Genomic DNA, 19,514 nt, shown 5'->3' with positions numbered 1-19,514 from the left:
CTCTGCCCTACCGGCCTCATCGCGATCTTTCTGCGCCTTTAAAGATGCATTCTTATTGCAACTTATAAAGTTCCCGATTACCATTCACTCTATCATCGCAAATGAGAATCAATTACAAAGCTGTCATGACGGATACATGACATCCGCCGTGGCATTCACCGCGAAGTTAATGAGAAGGAACCTACCATGAGTCAAACCCTCGATTCCGCCCAGCTGCTGGCCGCGCTCGATAAAGTAATGGTGATCTCCACCACCGATCTGCAGGGCACCATCACCTACGTCAACGATCTTTTTTGTCAGCTGACCGGCTTTTCCCGGGAAGAGCTGGTGGGCCAGCCCCACAGCATCGTGCGCCACCCTTCCGTGCCGAAAGCCGTTTACAAAGCGATGTGGGACACCATCAAGGCGGGCGGCATCTGGACCGGCATCATTCCGAACGTCGGCAAGGGCGGCGTGCTGTACGTGGTCGACACCACGGTGCAGCCGCTGTATGACGCCCAGGGCAATATCGAGGCCTATATCAGCATCCGCCGCGTGATCAACGATCTGATGACCGACTTCGAATCGGTGGAATTCGCCAAAGAACAGTTCGACAACCACTACGACAAGTAACCGCTATGGCCGACATCATCGAACGCATCCTGATTGGTTACGGTTCGGAGTCGGGCAACGCCCGGGCGCTGGCGATGCGCCTGGGCGAGCAAAGCAGCCTGCAACCCTACCGCCCCGTCGTGAAAGAACTCAACGCCATCCAGCCCGCCGATGTGGGCGAACGTGACGCCCTGCTGATCGTCTCCAGTTCATTTGGCGACGGCGAGCCGCCCGCCAACGCCGAGCGTTTTTCCGACGCGCTGGCGCAATGGCCGGATCGCCACCGGTTGCGCTACGCCATCTTCGGTCTCGGCGACACCGCGTACCCGCATTTCTGCGGCTTCACGCAGGCGCTGGATGCGCGCCTGACGCAATACGGCGCCCGCGCCATCATCAATCGCGTCGACGCCGACGTTAACTTCGAACCGTTCTTCACCACCTGGCTGACGACGCTGGAGAAGGTGCTGGCCGGCGATGCCCAGGCCGGCCGCGATTTGCATCTGCGCGTGACCGCCTACGGCGAAGACCATGCGTTCAGCGCCGCCCTCCTCGAACGGCGGCCGCTCAGCGCACGCACGCCGCAGGCCTGGCACCTGCGGCTGAATATCGCCGGCAGCGGCATCGTTTACCGGGCGGGAGATACCGTCTATCTGTTGCCGGAGAACGACGAAGGATTATTGATCCGGCTGGCAGACTGGCTCGGCAGGCCGGAGGCCGTCGACGCGCTGCGGCGCCGGGAGCTGCGCCAGCTCAGCAAAACGACGCTGCGCGAACTGGCGCAGTTGGCCGACAGCGAAGAGCTCAAAGGCCTGCTGAAGATCCGTCAGCGCAAAGCCCTGGAGAGCTATCTGTACGGCGCCGATCTGCTGGACGTGCTGCACGATTTTTGCCCGCCGCACACGATCACGCTGGAGAACCTGTTGGCGCTGCTGCCCGTTTGCCTGCCGCGCGCCTACTCCATCGCTTCGGCAACGCGGGCAGAGAGCCTCGATCTGTGCGTGCGCGACGTACGATATGAACGCGACGGCCGCACACGGCGCGGCACGGCAACCGGCTGGCTGCTCAAGCATCCCGGTCCTTTCCGCCTTTTCTGCCGCGCCAACCCCGGCTTTTACCTGCCGCGCGACACCGCCTTGCCGGTGCTGCTTATCGGTACCGGTACTGGCATCGCACCGTTGATTGGCTTACTGCGCGAAATGGCCGCCCAGGGCGAACGGCGTGAAACCGTCCTGATCTTCGGTGAGAAAAGGCGCGGTGAAGACTTCCTTTATGGCGAGGAGTTGGTCACGCTGAACGCGACGGGCGTACTCACACGGCTCATCACGGCATTCTCGCGCGACGCCGCCGACAAGTATTACGTGCAACACGCCATCGACGATCGCGCCGATGTCGTCAGCGGCCTGCTGCGGCGGGGCGCGCATGTCTACCTGTGCGGCAATCGTCAGTATCTGGAACATGCCGTGGCGACGGCGCTGGAGCAAGCCTGCGGGGCGGAAAACCTGTGGCAGACGCTGATTGAGCAGCAGCGCCTGCACCTGGAACTCTATTGACGTTCATCGTTCCGCGCGCAGCAGCAAGGAGACGATGAACGCGCCCCCCAGCCCGGCCGTAATGATACCGATGGGCAGCTCCTGATTGGGGATCAGGCTGCGGCTGAGCATGTCGCCGCCGGTCAGCAGCATCGCCCCCAGCAGGCCGCACATCGGCACGGCCAAACGGTGGCGCACGCCCACCAGGCGCCGGGCCAGATAGGGCACCATCAGCCCGACAAACCCTATGACGCCCGTCAGCGACACGAGAAACGCCGTAGACAATGCGCAGCACAGAAAGGTCTCGGTGCGCAGGCGCGCCACATTGACCCCCATCGAATGGGCGGTGTGCTCGCCCGCCAGCAGCGCGTCCAGCGCCCGCCAACGCAGCGCCGTAAACCCGGCCAGCAGCGCGAAACTCACCAACGGAATGAACAGATTATCCCAACGCGCCAACCCCAACCCGCCCAGCGACCAGAACAACACCGAACCGGCCGCCCGCTGATCGCCGGAAAACACCAGGTAGCTGGTGAGCGCGCTGAACAAAAACGAGACCGCCAGGCCGCAGACGATCAGCTGCTCGGCGCGCCTGACCCGGCTGACGCGAAACAGGATCATCACCGCCATCGCGGACAAAATGCCGCCGGCGAAAGCGGACAGCGGCAGCGTCAGCGCGCCCAGCGCATCGCCGAAGCGCGTGATGACCAGCACCGCGCCGGCGGAGGCGCCGGAGGAGAGCCCAAACAAAAAAGGATCGGCCAGCTCATTGCGGGTGGTGGTCTGCAGCAGCGCGCCGGTCATCGCCAGCCCGGCGCCGGTCAAGGCCGCCAATAAGGCTCTGGGCACCCGCAGTTGCACGACGATGGTATCCAGCATGCCGGATAGGGGCGCCGATGAAAGCCCCAATGCCGCCATCGTCTGCCGCCATGACAGCGCGACGCTGCCCAGCTGCAGGCTCCAGATCATTAGCCCGCACAACACTGACAGCGCCAACGGCGCGAGCAGCATAAACCGCCGGATCGGCGAGTTCATTCAGCCGCCGGCGCGTACAGCGCCCGCGCCAGCTTTTCCACCGCGCCGATGTTGGCCGGCCCCGGCGTCAGCTCCGCATACTGCAGTTTCAGATAACGATGGTGCCGTACCGCGGGCGTCAACTTCATCAACGGGTGAGACTCGAGGAAGCGCCGCAGCGCATCGGCGCCTGACCCGGTCTGGTAATCCAGCAGAATAATGAAGTCGGGCTCGGCCGCCGCCACCGCCTCCCAGGACGCCGTCGTCCAGCTCGCCGGCAAATCGTCCATCACGTTGCGGCCGCCCGCCGCTTCGATGATCGCCGTCGGCATGGCGTATTTGCCGCTGGTGAAAGGCTTCTCCTCCCCCGAGTCATAGACGAACACCTTGAGCGGCGGCTGGCCCGCCGGTCTGGCGGGAAGCGCAGCCAACCGGCACCGCCAGCCTTCAACCAACGCGGCGGCCTCTTGCGGCTTGCCGAAAATCTTGCCGAGCTTCAGCTCATCGTCATACAGCAGGTTCATATCGGCCTTCTGCGGCCGCCCGCCGGCCTGTACGCAGCTCTCGCTCAGCACCAGCGTTTTGATGCCGAACGGGGCGAGCTTCTCCGGCGTGACGTCGCCGCCGATCTTCATGCCGTAATTCCAGCCGGCGAAGAAGAAGTCCGGCTGTGCCGCCAGCAGCGTTTCCAGAGCGGGATATTTCGGCGCCAGTTCGGGAATGGCGCCCATCGCGGCCTTGAAATCGGGCGTCAGTTTGTACCAGCCGGTGATGCCGGTCAGCCCGACAATGCGATCCTGCAGATGGAGCGCAAAGGCCATCTCGGCCATGTTGATGTCGTTGATGACGGCGCGTTGCGGCGCCTGGTTGAAGGTGACCGGCGTACCGCAGCTTTCTACGGTGACGGGAAATTTTTCGGCCGCCGCCGCCCCGCCGGCCAGCAGCAGGAGCAGGGGGAATACGCGTGTGTTCATGTTTCTCTCTGGTTTATCAAGCGCAATGGGGAACGTCAAAAATACGCAGCGTTTTCCCGCTGACGGGGTGCGCCACCTTGAAGCTGTTCATGCCGAACACCGGCAAAATCACCGGGGTCTGCAACACCGCCTCGGGCGTGCCACAGGCCACCTGGCGGCTATCGTTGAGCACCAGGATCCGATCGGCAAACGCCTCCGCCACGGGCAGATCGTGCAGCACCGCAATCACGGCGATGTCTTTATTCTTCACTAGCGACAGCAGCGCCGAGCGCCCGGGCGGATCGAGGTGATTGGTCGGTTCATCCAGCAACAACAGGTCGGGAGACTGCGCCAACGCCCGAGCCAGCGCGGCGCGCTGACGCTGACCGCCCGAGAGCCGCCCCAACGGGCGGTGCCTGAGCGGCGCCAGCCCGGTTTCCCCGATGGCCTCGTCAACGATGCGCTTTCCCGTCGCAGAGCGTTCGCCATGCGGTAAACGGCCCAACGCCACGTAATCCTCGACCGACAGCCGCAAATCCGGCAGATCGTTTTGCGCCAGAAAGGCGATGCTTCTGGCGCGCTCCGCCGCCGGCCACGCGGACAAGGCGCGCCCCCGCCAGTAAATGCCGCCGCTGTCCGGCCGCGTTTCGCCGATCAGGGTGCGCAACAGGCTGGACTTGCCGCTGCCGTTGGGGCCGATCACCGCCAGCTTCTCACCGGCGCGGAGCGCGAAATGGATGGTGTCGAGTATCAATGCCCCGCCGTGGCCGGTCAGGCTAACTCCATCAACGCGGAGGATGTCGTGAACTGAATTCATTATGCGTCAATTGTTATATTATAACATATCAATGTTTTTACCACGATTCCGCGCCTTCTGCAAAAGCGAATCGCAATCTCTTTTGCCGCACGCGCTGCGTGCCGCGAGACTGGGAGCAAGCCGCACCCCTGCGTCAACACTGCGCGGCAAAAGCAACATAGCACACCTTTTAATTAATGATAATGATTTTCATTATCATTCAAATCATTGTGATTTCCGATTGCACGCCCCGCTGAACTTGGTTATGTTTGAAGCGATTAGTTTTATTTCCGGTTTGCAGGAACCCCTATGACTCCGTTGGCGCACAGCACAGATCCGACAAACGCGACCGTTCCGGCCGTCGTTTTGCTGTGTGCTTCCTCCGCCCCACCCGCCGTTTCCTCTGTCGTTTCAGCGGTTGCCGCTTACCCGCCACGCATTGTGGTTGTGCGCTAAGCCACACCGACTTTTACCTCCGGCTTATTGATCTGTTGCGTTCAGGCGTAGACCGCCGCGCGCGCCGGAGCCTGTAATTTTCACGACAGGTGAAATTGATATGCGATTCCCTTCTCTCTGGGCCAATGCCGGCCTGGCTACGCTGTTCGTCCTGCTCTGGAGCAGCGGCGCGATCTTCTCCCGTTGGGGATTGGAGCACGCCTCCGCTTTCGCTTTTCTGTTCTTCCGCTGCGCCATCGCGCTGGCGGTACTGTTGGCCATCGGCCTGTGGCGGCGCCAGTGCCTGCCCACCCCCGGCACCCGCCGGCGCGTCGCGTTGATCGGCGTGCTGATGATCGGCAGCTATCAGATCTGCTATCTGCTGGCGTTGGAACAGGGCATTACGCCCGGCGTGCTGGCCACGTTGCTCGGCGTACAGCCGATCCTCACCCAGTTCATCACCGAACGGCGCTGCGCCGGGCTGCGCGCATTCGGGCTGGCGCTGGCGATGGCCGGGTTGACGCTGGTGGTGTACCAAAGCCTGATGGTGGCTCATTTCTCGCCGAGCGGCATGCTGTTCGCCTTTATCGCATTGGGGAGCATGACCGCCGGCACCCTGCTGCAAAAGGGCATGACGCAGCCGCCGCTGGCGGTCTTGCCGCTGCAGTATGCCATCGGGCTGTTGATGTGTGCGTTGGCGCTGCCGTTTGAGCCGCTGCGGGTCGACTGGCGGCCTGAGTTCGTGCTGCCGCTGCTGTGGATGGCGGTGGTGATCTCAGTGCTGGCGACCTTCTTGCTGTATCGCCTGATCCAGCGCGGCAATCTGGTGCAGGTCACCAGCCTGTTCTACCTGATCCCGGCGGTCACCGCCCTGCTGGATTACCTGCTGCTCGGCCACGCGCTGACCGCGCTGAGCCTGTTGGGGATGGCGGGCATCGTGCTCGGCGTGATGCTGGTTTTCCGCCGCGCATAAAAGCAAAAGCCCCCGCGCCGTTCCACCGGCGCGGGGGCGACAACAACAACCGTTAACTCAGAACAACCAGGAACCGTACCCCCACAGCAGCACCGTCACCCCAAGCAGCAGCTCGAGCAACAGAATGCCGATGGCGAAGGTCGAGCTGGAGAAGATGAACCCTTCCTTACTGTCGATATTCAGGAAGTGCGGGATCCCCAGATTCAGCAGATAGCCCGAATAGCACAGGCCGATAATGCCGACAAACAGACACAGCCAGACGACCGGATAGAGCGCCACAATCCCGCTGAGGAACATCGGGGTCGCCACATAGCCGGCGAACACCATGCAGCGGTGCAGGCTGGGGCGCGATTCATAACGCCGCGCCATCCAGTGAATGACTTTCCCCATGGCCGCTACGCCCGCCAGCATCAGCAGGTAGAACGCCACGGCGGTATAAAACGCGGTAAACATGTCGAGCCTGATGGCATGTCCCTCGCCGGAGAGCCAGCCCAACTGGGTGGTGCCGATAAAGGCGCAGACCACCGGGATGGCTGCCAAGAGCAACACGTGATGGGTGTATAGGTGCGAGACGCTTTCATTCTCGCTTTTGATCTGTTCGAACTCGGCGCTGGGATGCGCCAGAAGTCCCCAAACATGACTGACCATGAGACACCTCCTATCTCGCCGTAGGCCGCGATCGGCGAACGAATTTCACACCTCCGACGGACTGCTACCCGTGCGAGGATTGCGGCCACGGGGCTCTCTCCCCTGTACTAATTATAGTCTTTCGGCGAAAAAACGTGCGGAAAGCGCAACGCCGCAGCGCTTTGTCTTATACTCCCACCATAAAAACCAGGCTGCGAGGAAGGTCATGTCATCCGTAATCACCACCCGCCAGGCGGGGATCGTCGACGTCGACGCCGGGCGCAACGTCACCGTAATCGAGCCCTGCAATCTGTACGGCTGCCGGCTCGGCGACGATGTCTTCGTCGGCCCGTTCGTGGAGATCCAGCGCCACGTCAGCATCGGCGCGCGCAGTAAAATTCAGTCGCACAGCTTTATCTGCGAATACGTCACCCTCGGCGAAGCGTGCTTTATCGGCCACGGCGTCACCTTCGCCAACGATCTGTTCAAAGAGGGCGCGCCCAACGCCGATCCGGCCAGTTGGGGGCGCACCTGCATCGGCGATCGGGTATCCATCGGCTCCGGCGCCACGATCCTGGCGGTGGAGATCTGCAGCGACGCGGTGATCGGCGCCGGGGCGGTGGTGACCCGTGACATCACCCGCAAGGGGATTTATGCCGGCAACCCGGCGCGCCTGCTGCGGGAGCTGCCGTAATGACCCCGGCCATCCGCATCGCGGCCATTGAGGCGCTGCCCGATGATTATTTGACGCGCGGCGATTTCAGCTTCACCATCGCCTGTTACGCTCTGCCGCAGTTCGACAGCCCGGTCGACAGCTGGCCAACCCGCCCGGTGGCGCCGTTTCGCAAGCGGTATCCGCTGGCGCCGTTCGCCAACGAAGACAGCGTGACCTTCCTGGCGTATCGCCAGAATGACGCCGTTGGCCATATTACGCTGAGCAAAAACTGGAACGGTTACACCCTGATCGACGAGATCGCCGTCAGCGCTCATGCGCGCCGTCAGGGCATCGCCGGGGCGCTGCTGGACTGCGCCAAACAGTGGGCGCGGCAGCAGGAAACCTCAGGTATGATGCTCGAAACGCAGAACAACAATCTGGCGGCCTGCCGCTGCTACCAGCATTACGGGTTTATTCTCGGCGGCATCGATCGTTTGCTGTACCGCGCCGAGCCGGAGATCGCCGATCACGAAATCGCGCTGTTCTGGTATTTGCCGTTCAATAGCGAAATCGGTTACTGATTTATCGAACGTCATTGAGGCTATGTTTACTTTTTAACCCCTACCATCGGATGAGAACTGTTATCACTTACTCTGATAAGCCAGCGACACCCAGGGAGGGCCGTATGAACCAGAACAAGGCTGTTTTACTGATGTTAGCTATCGCCATGAGCGGATGCGCCGATCGCCCCGCCGCCGTCGCCCCCGCAACGCCGCCGACCGGCGTCACCGTTTCGCCGCCGGGCGCGCAGCCGGAGATGGACGCCAGCACCCGCAGCAAGCTGCGTGAGATCCTCGCGCTGCGCGCCGGTTGGCCCGCCGCGCAGCCGCATGGCCGCAGCGTCGATTTGATTTCGCGTGAATTCCTCGGCACGCCCTACCTCGCCAACCGCCTGATCGGTGCGCAGAGCACGCCCGAGCGGCTGGTGATCGACTTCCGCGGGCTGGATTGCTTCACCTACATCGATTATGTGGAAGCGCTCAGCACCGCCCGCAGCGAGGCCGAGTTCGTTCAGCGTCTGGTGGACATTCGCTACGTCGACGGCAAGATAGCCTTCCCGCAGCGCAAACACTTCTTCACCGACTGGGCGCAGCGGCCGCACAAGGTGGCCGAAGACATCACCGCGCAGCTCAGCCCGCACGCCGTCACCCTCGTGAAAACCCTCAATCAAAAGGCGGACGGCGGCAGCTACCTGCCCGGTTTGCCCAACGTACAACGCAGCGTGACCTATATCCCCAGCGACAACGTCGACGACACGGTGCTGGCCCAGCTGCGTACCGGCGACTACATCGGCATTTACACCAACCTCGCCGGGCTGGACGTGACCCATACCGGCATCTTCGTAATGACCGACAACGGCCCGGTGCTGCGCAACGCCTCATCGCGCAAAGCCAACATGCGGGTGGTCGATTCGCCCTTTATGGATTACGTGATGGCTACGCCGGGCATCGTGGTGCTGCGCTCGCTCAGCCGATAATCCCCCGCCGCATAACGGCTATAAGCTATAGCCGTTTATGCTGAACGAGCGTTTGACTTCATCGGCGGTTCAGGCTTAGCTGTAAGAACAAAAACCAACTGATTTTATTGTTCTTTTCAGGGAGACTTCGATGACCTTACGCTGGCGTATCACCCCTCTGGCGGCGGCCTTCGCCGCCGTATTGGCGCTGCAGGGCTGCGATCAAAAAACCGACCAAAACCATATCAAAGTCGGCGTCATCAACGGCGCGGAACAGGACGTGGCGGAAGTCGCCAGGCAGGTGGCGAAAGAGAAATACGGGCTGGACGTCGAGCTGGTCGGCTTCAGCGGTTCGCTGCTGCCGAACGACGCCACCGACAAAGGCGAACTGGACGCCAACGTGTTTCAGCACCGCCCGTTCCTCGAACAGCAAAACAAAGATCACGGCTATAAGCTGGTGGCAGTCGGCAATACCTTCGTCTTCCCGATGGCCGGCTACTCTAAAAAGATAAAATCGCTGAAAGAGTTGCCGGACGGCGCGGTGATCGCCATCCCGCTCGATCCGACCAACCTGGGGCGCGCCCTGCTGCTGCTGGAAAAAACCGGGCTGATTAGCCTGAAGCCTGGCAAAGGGTTGCTGCCTACCGCCCTGGACATCAGCGCCAACCCGCATCGTTATCAGATCATGGAGCTGGAAGGCGCGCAGCTGCCGCACGTGCTGGACGATCCGAAAGTCACCGTCGCCGTCATCAGCACCACCTACATCAACCAGACCGGCCTGTCGCCGACCAAAGACGGCATCTTCATCGAGGATAAAGACTCGCCGTACACCAACATCATCGTCACCCGCGAAGACAACAAGGACGCGCCAAACGTGCAGAACTTCATCAAGGCCTATGAGTCGGACGAAGTGGCCAAGGCCGCCGAGAAAATCTTCAACGGCGGCGCGGTGAAAGGCTGGTAATCACAGGCAAAGAGCCCCTTCCCGCTCATCATCGGGTTTTCTTATCTCACCATAAGAAAACCCGATTTACCCCGGCGGCGAGCGGCGCGCATAATGGCGTTTATCCGCTGATTTCCAAGGTAAACAGGCATTACCATGACGCTCTCCGCTCTCGTACTTAGCCTCCTTGACGCCACACCGGACGATATGGCCGCCGTGCTGCGCATTTACACCCACCACGTGCTGTACGGCGCGGCCTCGTTTGAAGAACAGCCGCCGACGCTGACGGAAATGCAGCTGCGCCTGAGCAAAGTGCGGGAAGCCGGGCTGCCCTGGCTGGTGGCGAAAAGCGAAGGCCGTATTGTCGGCTACTGCTATGCCACGCCGTATCGCCCCCGGCCGGCCTATCGCTTTACCGTGGAAGACTCGGTATATATCGCCGAAGGGCAACAGGGCAAAGGCGTCGGCAAGGCACTGCTGAGCGCGCTGATCGCCCGCTGCGAGCAAGGTCCCTGGCGCCAGATGCTGGCGATCGTCGGCGATTCCGCCGCCAACCACGGCTCGCTGGCGCTGCACCAGTCACTCGGCTTCACCAGCGCAGGGACGTTAAAAGCGGTAGGGTTCAAGCTGGGGGAATGGCGCGACACGCAGATTATGCAGCGCGCGCTGGGCGCGGGCGACAATCGGCATCCTTGAAGGCATGGCGACGCACGATAGGGAGTTAGCGTCTATAGTGAAGAGTGATTTCATTGAGTTAGCGCCAACCGCGCGCCACCTGTAACCGGTAAGGGAGAATCAAATGAAAATTATTCTGTGGATAGTCGCCATCATCTTTATCGTGGGTTTGTTGACGATTACCGGCGTTCTCAAACTGATCTTTTAATCCATCTCATACGTCCCGCCCCTTCCGGGGCGAGACTTTTCATCATGCCTTGAAACGCGCGCGTACCGCGCCCAGCGCCGACACCGCCGCCAGCACCACGCCGCCGGCCACCAGCCCGAACGCCACGTTCAGCAGAGCCGGAACCACACCCTGCAAAAGATGGCCAAACGTCGGCACCACAGTGGTGTACGAGGCCCAGTCTTCGAACAGGTGATGCACCGGCGGCAAACCGTGGGTCAGGATGCCGCCGCCGACCATAAACATGGCGACAGTGCCGACGATCGACAGCGTTTTCATCAGATAAGGCGCGGCGCGCACGATGCCGCTGCCGATGGCGCGCGCCAACGCGCTGCCTTTGCGGCTCAGATACAGCCCCAGATCGTCCAGCCTGACGATGCCGGCGACAATGCCGTACACGCCGAGCGTCATCACGACGGCGATGCCGCACAAGACGATCACCTGCTGGCTGAAGGTGGCGCCGGCGACCGTGCCCAGCGTGATGGCGATAATCTCGGCGGAGAGCACGAAATCGGTGCGTATCGCCCCTTTCACCTTGCGCTTCTCATAGGCCGCGGCGTCCTCATTGGCGCCGGGCCCGTCCGATTTTTCCTCCTGCGCCGCCTTGCCGTGGCTCAGGCTGTGAAACACCTTTTCGAACCCTTCGTAACACAGGTAGGCGCCGCCCACCATCAGCAGCGGCGTAATCGCCCAGGGCGCGAAGGCGCTGATCAGCAGCGCCAGCGGCACCAGGATCGCCTTGTTGATCAACGAGCCTTTGGCGACGCTCCACACCACCGGCAGTTCGCGATCGGCTTTAACGCCGGTGACCTGCTGCGCGTTAAGCGCCAGATCGTCCCCCAGCACCCCGGCGGTTTTTTTCGCCGCCATCTTGCTCATTAAAGAGACGTCGTCCAGCAACGAGGCGATGTCGTCGATGAGGGTAAGTAAGCTACTTCCTGCCAAAATGATTCATCCTTTTCATATTCACGGGCCATTCTATGTTTAGCATAGCGGTAAAGCATCATGAAAGGATATGGGAGGATCTCGGAAAATGCCGGGCGCGCGATTGCCGCCCGGCGCCGGCGTTAAGCCCCCTCGCCCGCCAGCCCCTCATCGGATCCGATAGCGAACGCACGCGTGATATGTTGAAGGACAAAACGATGGGCATCAAAGACGCACGATAAATGCGTACTGCCCTCAAGCAAGCCAAAGGCAACATGCACGTTGCCGTGCCGTTCGACGAAGCGCTGCAAGGATTGCGCACTGAACAACTCGTCCTGCGCTGCCGCCAGCAGCAAGGTCGGCAATCGCAACGCCGCCAGTTGCTTGGCCGGGGCGCGCGGCGTCAACGCATTAGCCATATTGACGCTGTATTGGCAGACAAAATCGGGGGCGGCGGCCAGCACCGCCGGGGGAAAATTCAGGCTGACCGCCCGAGCGTGCCCAAACCACCGCCCGCCGCTGAGCGCATTGGCGACAAACGGCCATTGGCGCACCTGGGCAAAACGGGCCGTCGCCGCCAGATCGCGGGCCATCCCGGAAAATGGCCCCAGCTCGGGCGCCAGCAGGATCAGGCTGTCCGCCTGCTGCTCGCCAGGATAGCGGGTCAAATAGTTGAGCAACATCCCGGCGCCGCTGGAATGCCCCAGCAGGTGCCTGCGCGCCAACGGAAAACGGCGGCGCATTTCCGCCAAGATGACATCGACATCGCGCCAAATACGCTCAGGCCGCTCAACCGTCCCCTTCTCTCCCGCGGAATCGCCATGTCCGCGGATATCCACCAGGCACACCGCGAGCGTTGGCACGACGGCCAACTGGCGCGCAAGAACGTCATACCCGGCGGCGCTGTTAACCCCGCCGCCGTGATAAACCACGATCACGTCTTCACTCTCGGCAGTGTGCCGATACAGACGATAGCTCAACCCATCGATACGACCGGACGACATGTCCACATGCCCGGCCGACCACTCACCGTAAGACTTCGCTTGCTCAACATAGCGGTCAAAATCAATCAAAGCGCACCTTTCCCTGACGTTGTCGGTATTTCCTACGGCAAAATTCCCCGCCCTCATGATGATAAGCATATGAAATAACAGCAGGAACTACCATGCCTTTTACACGCTGAGCCCTTAGTATCAGGGCAGATCGCCCGCCGGCACATTGAGCTGCCAGGAAAGGCCGAAACAATCGTTGAGCCAACCGAAACGGGCGCTGAAGCCGTAATCATCGAGCGGCATCAGCACCTTGCCGCCCTCCGCCAGCCGGTGGAACGCCCGCTCCAACGCTTCTTCGTTAGGCAGGTTGATGAACAGTGACACCGCCGGGGTAAAGCTGAAGTCATGGCTGATCGGGCTATCGGTAAACACCAGGTTCTGCCGATCAAAATCGATGGACGCATGCTTGATCAACCGCCGGCCGTCCGGCGTCGGGTCGTAATGCTGCACCTGCATGAGCCGAAAACGCTCGAACACCTGGCTGTAGAGATCGATCGCCTGCTGCGCCTCTCCCTGGAACATGACAAAGGTCGAAACCTGACTCATAACATCCCCTCCGGCAAACGTTGTGGTATTAATGGAGGATAGCGGATTACCGTTGAAGCGGCGGAAAGGAGCAACCATGAGCATCATTCATCGCCTGGCGCAGCCGGACGATCTCAACGGCCTGTTAGCCTTGTATCGCGAGCTGCGCCCGCAGGACGCGCCGCTGCGCGCCGACGACGCGCGCCGCACCCTGCAACGCCTGCTGGACGATCCGGCGATCCGCCTGGTGGTGGCGGCGGACGAGGAACAGCCGATCGCCACCTGCATGCTGGCGCTGATCCCGGGGCTGGCGCATCAGGCGCAACCGTTCGGCGTCATCGAACACGTGGTGACGGCGGAGCCCTACCGCGGCCACGGCGTAGCGCTCGCCATGATTGAATACACGCTGCAGCTGGCCTGGCGTAAAGGCTGTTACAAGGTGATGCTGCTGTCGGGACAGCAACGCACCGGCGCGCACCAGCTTTATCTCAAAGCGGGTTTCGACGGCGATCGCGAGCGGGGATTTGTCATCAGGCGGCCCGAGGGCCGATAGCGGCCTGCAGCAAACGGGCAGGCCGCCAGGCGGGTTATTCGCTGTCGTTTTTCGCCAGACGGGCGTCTTTTTGGCGGCGATAGTCACGGGCGGCGGCCGGGATCGGCGTCACCTTGCCGGTTTCAATCCAGCTGCGCAGCCGGTTGGCGTCGGCGAAGTGGGTATATTTGCCGAAGGCGTCCAGCACCACCAGCGACACCGAGCGGTTGCCGATCACGGTACGCATCGCCAGGCAGTGGCCCGCCTGGTTGGTGAAGCCGGTCTTGGTCAGCTGAATGTTCCATTTCGGGTTGTACACCAGGTGGTTGGTGTTGCGGAACGGCAGCGTGTAGTTCGGATCCTTGAAGCTGGCCATGCGTTCGGTGGTGGTGCTGAGCTGGCCGATCAACGGGTATTGCTTGGTGGCGATCAGCAGCTTGGTCAGATCGCGCGCCGTCGATACGTTATGAATAGAGAGCCCGGTCGGTTCCACGTAATGGGTGTTGGTCATGCCAAGCGCCCTGGCCTTGGCGTTCATCGCTTTGATGAAGGCGTTGTAGCCCCCCGGATAGTGGTGCGCCAGGCTGGCGGCCGCGCGGTTTTCCGACGACATCAGCGCCAGCAGCAGCATATCCTTGCGGCTGATTTCGCTGTTCAGCCGCACCCGTGAATACACCCCTTTCATCTCCGGCGTCTGGCGGATGTCCACCGCCAGCATCTCATCGAGCGGCAGGTGCGCGTCCAACGTGACCATGGCGGTCATCAGCTTGGTGATCGAGGCGATCGGCACCACTTCATCCGGGTTGCGCGCATACATCACCTTATGGGTTTGCATATCGACGACCATCGCGCTGCCGGAGGCCAGCTCAGGCTGGGTGGCGTGCACGGCGGCGGCGTTGTCGCTGGCCAGCACGCGCGGCGCAAAGCCTGCGCCCGCCTGCAAAGCGAGCAGGGTCAGAACCAAAACACGTATTTTCACAGGCATTACTCTGAAATGGGGGCTTGAACTCAGCGAATTATATGTGAGGGTTCAGCGCTTGGCACTGGGATTGTATGGCGGATTTGTGACAAATTCTGTCGGCCGAAAAACGACGCAGCCCGCGGGCGCTCTGGGATGAACGCCCGCGTAGAAAAAGTTACAGCGCCGGCTGCCAGGCCGACTGCGGCAGCAGGTACAGCCCCGGCGTTTGCCGCGCTCCCGCGCCGACGATATGGCCGATGCCGGCCGCCATCACCGCCAGCGTGACGTCGAAGGCGTTGAGGCTGTCGCCGTAGCCGGCGGTCAGGTTGAACATCGACCCGTTGGCCAGCAAATAGACCGTCTTTTCATTCAGTTGGTAAGCATTCACATAAGGCATCGGCTCGTGGTGCGGCAAGCCCTTGAGGAAGCCGACGTCGATCTCTTCCGCCACGTGGCCGACGTTGAGGATAAACACGCCGTCCTGCGCCTGTTGCAGATGCTGCGCCGAAAGCACGTTTTTCGCGCCGGTCGCGGTGGCGATCACGTCCGCCTGCGCGACCCCGCTCGCCAGATCCACCACCTGCCAGCCGTCATAACGCGCCTGCAACGCGCGCGCCGGATCGATTTCCGCCACCATCACCTGGCCGCCGTAGGCTCTGGCCGCGGCCGCCGTCCCCTGCCCGACCAGGCCGTAACCGATCACCAGCACGCGCTTTTCATGCAGCGTCAAGTGGGTGGTCTGGAAGAAAGTGTGCCAGGCGGTCAGCCCAACCATATGCCGATTGTGCAGCCCCTCTTTCACCGGCAGATCGTCCCAGTTGAAGATCGGGTAGCGCGGCGCCACGCCGTTCAACCGGTTGATGCCCGAGCCGGTGGCCTCCAGCCCGGCGACGATCTGCGGGCCGTTCGGCGATTGGTGCAAACGGGTGGTCAAATCCGCTCCCATTTCGCACAAATGAGTCGGCCGCCAGGCCAGCGCGCGGTCGAAGGATTCCGACCATTCGCCGGCGCTCATGTCACGCCAGGCATAGGCCTGCGCGCCTCGCCGCTCCAGCCAGCTCACCACATCGTCCTGCACCGTAGTGGGATTGCAGGTGGTCAGGAAGATCGCCGCGCCCTTGTCCAGCAGGCCGGCCACCAGCGGCGCCATTTTCAGATCCAGGTGCATGTTGCACGCCAGCCGCACCCCGTGCAGGTCCGGCAACGCCGCCACCGCGGCTCGGGTGCGCGGCATATGACGCGTCGCCCAGCTCAATTCGCTCTCAAAATCCTGATACATCCGTTGCTCCTCTGGTGTGCCCCGCCGCCAGGCGTGGCAAAAAATTATCCCGCGCGGCCGAGCCGGCGGATCGCCTGCGGCGACAGGCCAAAGACGCGGATAAACGCCCGCCTCATGCGCTCCGGATCGCTGAATCCCACCGAACGGGCGATCGCCTCCAGCGGCTCGGCGCTCTCTTCGATGCGTACCCTGGCCGCCTCCACCCGCAGCTGTTCGATCACCTTGGCCGGCGTCTGCCCGGTTTCGGCGCGGAACAGCCGACCGAACTGCCGCTCGCTCAGGCAGGCGGCGTCGGCCAGATCCGCCACCGACAGCGGCAGGTGCAAATGTTCGCGCGCGTACGACAGCGCAGCGCGCATGCGATCCGACGACGGGTTCAACGCCAGCAACAGCGAATACTGCGACTGCCCGCCGGGACGACGGTGATAGACCACCAGCTGCCGCGCCACGGCCGCCGCCAGGGTGGCGCCCAGATCGTCCTCGATCAGCGCCAACGCCAGATCGATGCCGGCGCTGATGCCGGCCGACGTCCAGATATCGCCATCGCGAATGAAAATGCGGTTGCTGTCGACGCGAATGCGCGGATAACTCTGCTGCAGCCGCGCCGCATGATACCAGTGGGTGGTGGCGCGTTTGCCGTCCAGCAGCCCGCAGGCCGCCAGAATAAACGCCCCGGTGCACACGCTGGCGATACGCCGCGCTCGTCGGCTTTGGTTGGCCAGGAACGCCGCCAGCGCCGGTGACTGCGCCGCCATCACGTTGCCGCTGCCGCCGGCCACCACCAACGTATCGAAACGCTCGTCGCCGCACGGTTGCGTGGCGATTTCCACCCCGGCCGAGCTGGCGACCATGCCGCCCTGCGGCGAGATCGCCACGCAGCGGTAGGCCGGCGGATCGGTAAACTGACTGACGTTATCGAACGCCGCCAGCGGGCCGGCAAAGTCCAGCAGGTTGAAACCGGGAAAAACCACAAAACCGATCGTTTTCATGATGGCGCTTTTTGAGGGTTATCTGTCATATCAGCCAAATACAGGGCGGCTATTATGGCCCAGGTCCAACGATAAAAATGAGGCGAATGTCATGTCTGAACCACTCGTGATTGTATTTCCCATCTATCAAGGCGTCACCCAACTCGACTTCACTGGCCCCTTGCAGTTCCTGCGCCGCATGCCGGGCGCGGAAATCATCGTCGCCTCGGTAGACGGCGCGGATGTCGAGTCGGAAGGCTTGCACTTCACCCAGTTGCGCCCGCTGCCGGAGATCGCGCGCTGCGACGTGCTGTGCGTGCCGGGCGGCAGCGGCTGCACCCAGGCGCTGCAGGATAAAGCGTTCATGCAGCAAATCCGGCGGCTGGGGGCCGATGCCCGCTACCTGACCTCGGTATGCACCGGTTCGCTGATCCTGGCCGCCGCCGGTCTGCTGGCGGGCAAACGCGCCGCCTGCCACTGGTCGATGCGCGACAGCCTGAAGCTGTTCGGCGCCATACCCAGCGCTGCTCGCGTAGAACGCGACGGCAATGTGATCAGCGGCGGCGGCGTCACCGCCGGCATCGACTTTGCGCTGGCGCTGATCGCCGAACTGCACGGTGAAGACACCGCCCAAATGATCCAGCTTTATCTGGAATACGCCCCGGCGCCGCCGTTCGAGGGCGGCACGCCGGAACTGGCCCCGCCGCACATTTACGCCAGGGTACAGGCACAAATGGCGGAAAGCCTGGCGCGGCGCAGAGCGTTGGTGGCCCAAATCGCCCAAGACTAGCGATCGGGCGTATACTTGCCCTTATGCGTCAGCCACATAAGGAGCAAGGAATGACCGATTTGGCCCACTACATTACGGACTACGGTTACTGGGCGTTGTTTATCGGCTGCCTGGCGGAAGGGGAAACCATCACGCTGCTGGGCGGCATCGCCGCCCATGAAGGCTTACTGCACTGGCCGTGGGTGATCGCGGTGGTGGCGCTGGGCGGCATGATGGGAGACCAGCTGCTGTACTTCGCCGGCCGCCGGTTCGAAGGCCGCGTCATCTCGCGGCTCAAGGGGCAGGAAAAGCGCATCGCGCGCGCCAGAAGGCTGATCGCCCGCCACCCGATGCTGTTCGTTATCGGGGTGCGTTTCATGTACGGTTTCCGCATCATCGGCCCGGTGCTGATCGGCGCCAGCCGCCTGCCGCCGTCGCGCTTCGTGCCGCTCAATATCCTCGGCGCCATTCTCTGGGCGACGATCTTCGTCATGCTCGGCTATTTTGGCGGCCAGGCGATCGAACGCTTCGTTACCGGCTTCGACAAAAAGCTCTCCGGCCTGCTGTTTGTCGCGCTGGCGATCGCCGCCATCCTGCTGGTGCGCTTCTGGTGGCGTAAACGCCACCCGGAGTAAGCAAACGCAGCGGGCGTCAGCTTTCCTGCGGCGCCGCGCGCATCAGCTCGACCAGCTCGCGCGCCGCCTTGTCCAGCGGGCGGTTCTTCAGCCAGATCAAATGCATCGGCAAGCGCAGCTCGTTCTTGGTGTTTTTGAATTTCAGCCGCACCAGCCTCCCCTGCGCCAGCAGCGGCTCGGCCAGCGACAGCGGGAAGTTGCCCCAGCCCAGGCCCGCCTCCACCATGTTCAGCGCCATCGGCAGGCTGTCGGTGCGCCAATACGCCTCCGCCACCTGCGGGCGCAGATCGCCGATCGGCAGATCGCGGCTGGCCACCATGATCTGCCGCACGTTGACCAGATCCTCGAGAAACAGCTCGCCCGCCGCGCCGTCCAGCGCCGGGTGCTGCGGCGACAGCATCGCCACCAGCGATTCCGCGCCGACGAAGTGGAACTGTTCTGCGCTGTTGATGTTCAGCCCGCCAAACGCCAGACAAACGCCGACGCGCTCCTGATGCAGCATATGCAGCACGTCGTCCTGCGGCGCGCTGAGCACTTCGATGTTCAGCAGCGGATAACGCTGCGACAGCGTTTTCACCGCCGCCAGCAGGCCGGCGCCGTTGATATCCGACGCCACGCCGATCGAAAGTCGACTCTCCAGCCCCTGGGATAGCTCGATGGCGTGCACCTGCAGTTGCTTGAGCTGCCCGGCGATCAGGCGGGCGTGCGGCGCCAGAGCCAGCGCCAGCGCGGTCGGCGTCGGTTCGCGGTGAGAACGGTCGAACAAGGCAAAACCGAGCTCCGCCTCCATGTTGGCGATGGCCATGCTGACGGCGGACGGCACGCGCCGCAGCGCGCGGGCGGCCGCGGAAAACGAGCCGCGATCGAGCACCGCCAAAAACAGTTCGATATTGTCGCTGGAGAAATTCATTGTTTAACTTGTCAATAAAACTGACAGCT

The 19,514-nt window shown here is 62.4% G+C and carries 24 protein-coding genes; 13 read left to right on the top strand and 11 right to left on the bottom strand.

Going from position 1 to position 19,514, the window contains the following annotated elements; genetic code table 11:
• Window positions 1-186: 186 nt before the first annotated feature.
• Together J0F90_RS06580 and J0F90_RS06575 are read left to right on the top strand one after the other, a co-directional pair.
• Window positions 187-612, top strand: a complete 426-nt coding sequence (locus tag J0F90_RS06580) for a PAS domain-containing protein (protein ID WP_023447580.1) — start codon at window positions 187-189, stop codon at window positions 610-612.
• 5 nt (window positions 613-617) lie between these two features.
• Window positions 618-2,141, top strand: coding sequence for a flavodoxin domain-containing protein (locus tag J0F90_RS06575; RefSeq protein WP_033641013.1), 1,524 nt, complete (start codon window positions 618-620; stop codon window positions 2,139-2,141).
• Between the two features lie 3 nt (window positions 2,142-2,144).
• Here the strand turns inward: J0F90_RS06575 and J0F90_RS06570 are convergent, their stop codons facing one another.
• From J0F90_RS06570 to J0F90_RS06560, 3 genes are read right to left on the bottom strand one after another with little or no spacing between them, the layout of a single operon-like run.
• Entirely contained in the window at window positions 2,145-3,152 is a 1,008-nt protein-coding gene (locus J0F90_RS06570) for a FecCD family ABC transporter permease (protein WP_033641014.1), read from the bottom strand.
• Window positions 3,149-4,105, bottom strand: a complete 957-nt coding sequence (locus J0F90_RS06565; RefSeq protein WP_033641015.1) for an ABC transporter substrate-binding protein — start codon at window positions 4,103-4,105, stop codon at window positions 3,149-3,151. The genes J0F90_RS06570 and J0F90_RS06565 overlap by 4 nt, the downstream gene beginning before the upstream one ends.
• A 16-nt stretch (window positions 4,106-4,121) precedes the next feature.
• Window positions 4,122-4,838 carry an ABC transporter ATP-binding protein gene (locus tag J0F90_RS06560; protein ID WP_033641016.1) on the bottom strand — a complete coding sequence of 239 codons (717 nt, stop codon included), beginning with the start codon at window positions 4,836-4,838 and terminating at the stop codon, window positions 4,122-4,124.
• Window positions 4,839-4,902: 64 nt separating this feature from the next.
• On the opposite strand from J0F90_RS06560, the gene J0F90_RS06555 reads away from it, so the two are divergent.
• A complete protein-coding gene (locus tag J0F90_RS06555; RefSeq protein WP_126186426.1) occupies window positions 4,903-5,193 on the top strand; it encodes a hypothetical protein in 291 nt (96 codons plus the stop codon).
• Between the two features lie 243 nt (window positions 5,194-5,436).
• Complete coding sequence (locus J0F90_RS06550) at window positions 5,437-6,288, top strand: DMT family transporter (protein ID WP_033641017.1); 852 nt, start codon at window positions 5,437-5,439, stop codon at window positions 6,286-6,288.
• Window positions 6,289-6,345: 57 nt separating this feature from the next.
• On the opposite strand, the gene J0F90_RS06545 is transcribed toward J0F90_RS06550, so the two are convergent.
• Complete coding sequence (locus tag J0F90_RS06545) at window positions 6,346-6,936, bottom strand: Yip1 family protein (protein ID WP_025301967.1); 591 nt, start codon at window positions 6,934-6,936, stop codon at window positions 6,346-6,348.
• A 205-nt stretch (window positions 6,937-7,141) separates the two neighbouring features.
• Between J0F90_RS06545 and J0F90_RS06540 the strand changes: the two genes are divergently transcribed.
• The 6 genes from J0F90_RS06540 (at window position 7,142) to J0F90_RS24915 (ending at window position 10,912) form a co-directional block, all read left to right on the top strand.
• Window positions 7,142-7,609 carry an acyltransferase gene (locus tag J0F90_RS06540; protein WP_016928638.1) on the top strand — a complete coding sequence of 156 codons (468 nt, stop codon included), beginning with the start codon at window positions 7,142-7,144 and terminating at the stop codon, window positions 7,607-7,609.
• A complete protein-coding gene (locus tag J0F90_RS06535; RefSeq protein ID WP_033641018.1) occupies window positions 7,609-8,151 on the top strand; it encodes a GNAT family N-acetyltransferase in 543 nt (180 codons plus the stop codon). Before J0F90_RS06540 ends, J0F90_RS06535 begins: the two co-directional genes overlap by 1 nt.
• Window positions 8,152-8,255: 104 nt before the next feature.
• Window positions 8,256-9,107, top strand: coding sequence for a DUF1460 domain-containing protein (locus J0F90_RS06530; protein WP_033641019.1), 852 nt, complete (start codon window positions 8,256-8,258; stop codon window positions 9,105-9,107).
• A 130-nt stretch (window positions 9,108-9,237) separates the two neighbouring features.
• Window positions 9,238-10,050, top strand: coding sequence for a MetQ/NlpA family lipoprotein (locus tag J0F90_RS06525; protein ID WP_015377051.1), 813 nt, complete (start codon window positions 9,238-9,240; stop codon window positions 10,048-10,050).
• Between the two features lie 135 nt (window positions 10,051-10,185).
• Window positions 10,186-10,725, top strand: a complete 540-nt coding sequence (locus J0F90_RS06520) for a GNAT family N-acetyltransferase (protein WP_033641020.1) — start codon at window positions 10,186-10,188, stop codon at window positions 10,723-10,725.
• A gap of 103 nt (window positions 10,726-10,828) precedes the next feature.
• Complete coding sequence (locus J0F90_RS24915; RefSeq protein WP_016928643.1) at window positions 10,829-10,912, top strand: small membrane protein YohP; 84 nt, start codon at window positions 10,829-10,831, stop codon at window positions 10,910-10,912.
• Between the two features lie 42 nt (window positions 10,913-10,954).
• On the opposite strand, the gene J0F90_RS06515 is transcribed toward J0F90_RS24915, so the two are convergent.
• The 3 genes from J0F90_RS06515 to J0F90_RS06505 form a co-directional block, all read right to left on the bottom strand.
• Window positions 10,955-11,875, bottom strand: coding sequence for a DUF808 domain-containing protein (locus J0F90_RS06515; RefSeq protein ID WP_028127651.1), 921 nt, complete (start codon window positions 11,873-11,875; stop codon window positions 10,955-10,957).
• Window positions 11,876-11,997: 122 nt separating this feature from the next.
• The gene (locus J0F90_RS06510) at window positions 11,998-12,927 is read right to left on the bottom strand and encodes an alpha/beta fold hydrolase (RefSeq protein WP_033641470.1); all 930 of its coding nucleotides are present in this window, start codon (window positions 12,925-12,927) and stop codon (window positions 11,998-12,000) included.
• Window positions 12,928-13,047: 120 nt separating this feature from the next.
• Entirely contained in the window at window positions 13,048-13,452 is a 405-nt protein-coding gene (locus J0F90_RS06505) for a VOC family protein (protein ID WP_033641021.1), read from the bottom strand.
• A gap of 76 nt (window positions 13,453-13,528) precedes the next feature.
• On the opposite strand from J0F90_RS06505, the gene J0F90_RS06500 reads away from it, so the two are divergent.
• A complete protein-coding gene (locus tag J0F90_RS06500) occupies window positions 13,529-13,984 on the top strand; it encodes a GNAT family N-acetyltransferase (protein ID WP_033641022.1) in 456 nt (151 codons plus the stop codon).
• A 34-nt stretch (window positions 13,985-14,018) separates the two neighbouring features.
• Here the strand turns inward: J0F90_RS06500 and pbpG are convergent, their stop codons facing one another.
• From pbpG to J0F90_RS06485, 3 genes are all read right to left on the bottom strand, one after another.
• Window positions 14,019-14,948, bottom strand: a complete 930-nt coding sequence (pbpG, locus tag J0F90_RS06495; protein WP_033641023.1) for a D-alanyl-D-alanine endopeptidase — start codon at window positions 14,946-14,948, stop codon at window positions 14,019-14,021.
• Window positions 14,949-15,099: 151 nt separating this feature from the next.
• Complete coding sequence (locus J0F90_RS06490) at window positions 15,100-16,203, bottom strand: adenosylhomocysteinase (RefSeq protein WP_033641024.1); 1,104 nt, start codon at window positions 16,201-16,203, stop codon at window positions 15,100-15,102.
• 44 nt (window positions 16,204-16,247) lie between these two features.
• Entirely contained in the window at window positions 16,248-17,192 is a 945-nt protein-coding gene (locus tag J0F90_RS06485) for a GlxA family transcriptional regulator (protein WP_016928650.1), read from the bottom strand.
• Between the two features lie 91 nt (window positions 17,193-17,283).
• Between J0F90_RS06485 and J0F90_RS06480 the strand changes: the two genes are divergently transcribed.
• Both J0F90_RS06480 and J0F90_RS06475 read left to right on the top strand, forming a co-directional pair.
• Window positions 17,284-17,961, top strand: a complete 678-nt coding sequence (locus J0F90_RS06480; protein ID WP_033641025.1) for a DJ-1/PfpI family protein — start codon at window positions 17,284-17,286, stop codon at window positions 17,959-17,961.
• A 50-nt stretch (window positions 17,962-18,011) separates the two neighbouring features.
• Window positions 18,012-18,575, top strand: coding sequence for a DedA family protein (locus J0F90_RS06475; protein ID WP_025301947.1), 564 nt, complete (start codon window positions 18,012-18,014; stop codon window positions 18,573-18,575).
• Window positions 18,576-18,591: 16 nt separating this feature from the next.
• On the opposite strand, the gene J0F90_RS06470 is transcribed toward J0F90_RS06475, so the two are convergent.
• On the bottom strand, window positions 18,592-19,485 hold the full coding sequence (locus tag J0F90_RS06470; RefSeq protein ID WP_016928653.1) for a LysR family transcriptional regulator: 894 nt from the start codon (window positions 19,483-19,485) through the stop codon (window positions 18,592-18,594).
• Window positions 19,486-19,514: the final 29 nt, after the last annotated feature.

This window comes from Serratia marcescens subsp. marcescens ATCC 13880 (assembly GCF_017299535.1).
In the GTDB taxonomy this organism is placed as follows: domain Bacteria; phylum Pseudomonadota; class Gammaproteobacteria; order Enterobacterales; family Enterobacteriaceae; genus Serratia; species Serratia marcescens.
The sequence above is the reverse complement of the archived record's forward strand: the minus strand, read 5'-3'. Positions and strand labels throughout refer to the sequence as shown.

What these genes read in the sequence shown, in the direction of transcription:
- J0F90_RS06580 (WP_023447580.1), top strand. Translation starts at nt 187, where the DNA reads ATGAGTCAAACCCTCGATTCCGCCCAGCTGCTGGCCGCGCTCGATAAA.
- J0F90_RS06575 (WP_033641013.1), top strand. Translation starts at nt 618, where the DNA reads ATGGCCGACATCATCGAACGCATCCTGATTGGTTACGGTTCGGAGTCG.
- J0F90_RS06570 (WP_033641014.1), bottom strand. Translation starts at nt 3,152, where the DNA reads ATGAACTCGCCGATCCGGCGGTTTATGCTGCTCGCGCCGTTGGCGCTG.
- J0F90_RS06565 (WP_033641015.1), bottom strand. Translation starts at nt 4,105, where the DNA reads ATGAACACACGCGTATTCCCCCTGCTCCTGCTGCTGGCCGGCGGGGCG.
- J0F90_RS06555 (WP_126186426.1), top strand. Translation starts at nt 4,903, where the DNA reads ATGCGTCAATTGTTATATTATAACATATCAATGTTTTTACCACGATTC.
- J0F90_RS06550 (WP_033641017.1), top strand. Translation starts at nt 5,437, where the DNA reads ATGCGATTCCCTTCTCTCTGGGCCAATGCCGGCCTGGCTACGCTGTTC.
- J0F90_RS06545 (WP_025301967.1), bottom strand. Translation starts at nt 6,936, where the DNA reads ATGGTCAGTCATGTTTGGGGACTTCTGGCGCATCCCAGCGCCGAGTTC.
- J0F90_RS06540 (WP_016928638.1), top strand. Translation starts at nt 7,142, where the DNA reads ATGTCATCCGTAATCACCACCCGCCAGGCGGGGATCGTCGACGTCGAC.
- J0F90_RS06535 (WP_033641018.1), top strand. Translation starts at nt 7,609, where the DNA reads ATGACCCCGGCCATCCGCATCGCGGCCATTGAGGCGCTGCCCGATGAT.
- J0F90_RS06530 (WP_033641019.1), top strand. Translation starts at nt 8,256, where the DNA reads ATGAACCAGAACAAGGCTGTTTTACTGATGTTAGCTATCGCCATGAGC.
- J0F90_RS06525 (WP_015377051.1), top strand. Translation starts at nt 9,238, where the DNA reads ATGACCTTACGCTGGCGTATCACCCCTCTGGCGGCGGCCTTCGCCGCC.
- J0F90_RS06520 (WP_033641020.1), top strand. Translation starts at nt 10,186, where the DNA reads ATGACGCTCTCCGCTCTCGTACTTAGCCTCCTTGACGCCACACCGGAC.
- J0F90_RS24915 (WP_016928643.1), top strand. Translation starts at nt 10,829, where the DNA reads ATGAAAATTATTCTGTGGATAGTCGCCATCATCTTTATCGTGGGTTTG.
- J0F90_RS06505 (WP_033641021.1), bottom strand. Translation starts at nt 13,452, where the DNA reads ATGAGTCAGGTTTCGACCTTTGTCATGTTCCAGGGAGAGGCGCAGCAG.
- J0F90_RS06500 (WP_033641022.1), top strand. Translation starts at nt 13,529, where the DNA reads ATGAGCATCATTCATCGCCTGGCGCAGCCGGACGATCTCAACGGCCTG.
- pbpG (WP_033641023.1), bottom strand. Translation starts at nt 14,948, where the DNA reads ATGCCTGTGAAAATACGTGTTTTGGTTCTGACCCTGCTCGCTTTGCAG.
- J0F90_RS06490 (WP_033641024.1), bottom strand. Translation starts at nt 16,203, where the DNA reads ATGTATCAGGATTTTGAGAGCGAATTGAGCTGGGCGACGCGTCATATG.
- J0F90_RS06485 (WP_016928650.1), bottom strand. Translation starts at nt 17,192, where the DNA reads ATGAAAACGATCGGTTTTGTGGTTTTTCCCGGTTTCAACCTGCTGGAC.
- J0F90_RS06480 (WP_033641025.1), top strand. Translation starts at nt 17,284, where the DNA reads ATGTCTGAACCACTCGTGATTGTATTTCCCATCTATCAAGGCGTCACC.
- J0F90_RS06475 (WP_025301947.1), top strand. Translation starts at nt 18,012, where the DNA reads ATGACCGATTTGGCCCACTACATTACGGACTACGGTTACTGGGCGTTG.
- J0F90_RS06470 (WP_016928653.1), bottom strand. Translation starts at nt 19,485, where the DNA reads ATGAATTTCTCCAGCGACAATATCGAACTGTTTTTGGCGGTGCTCGAT.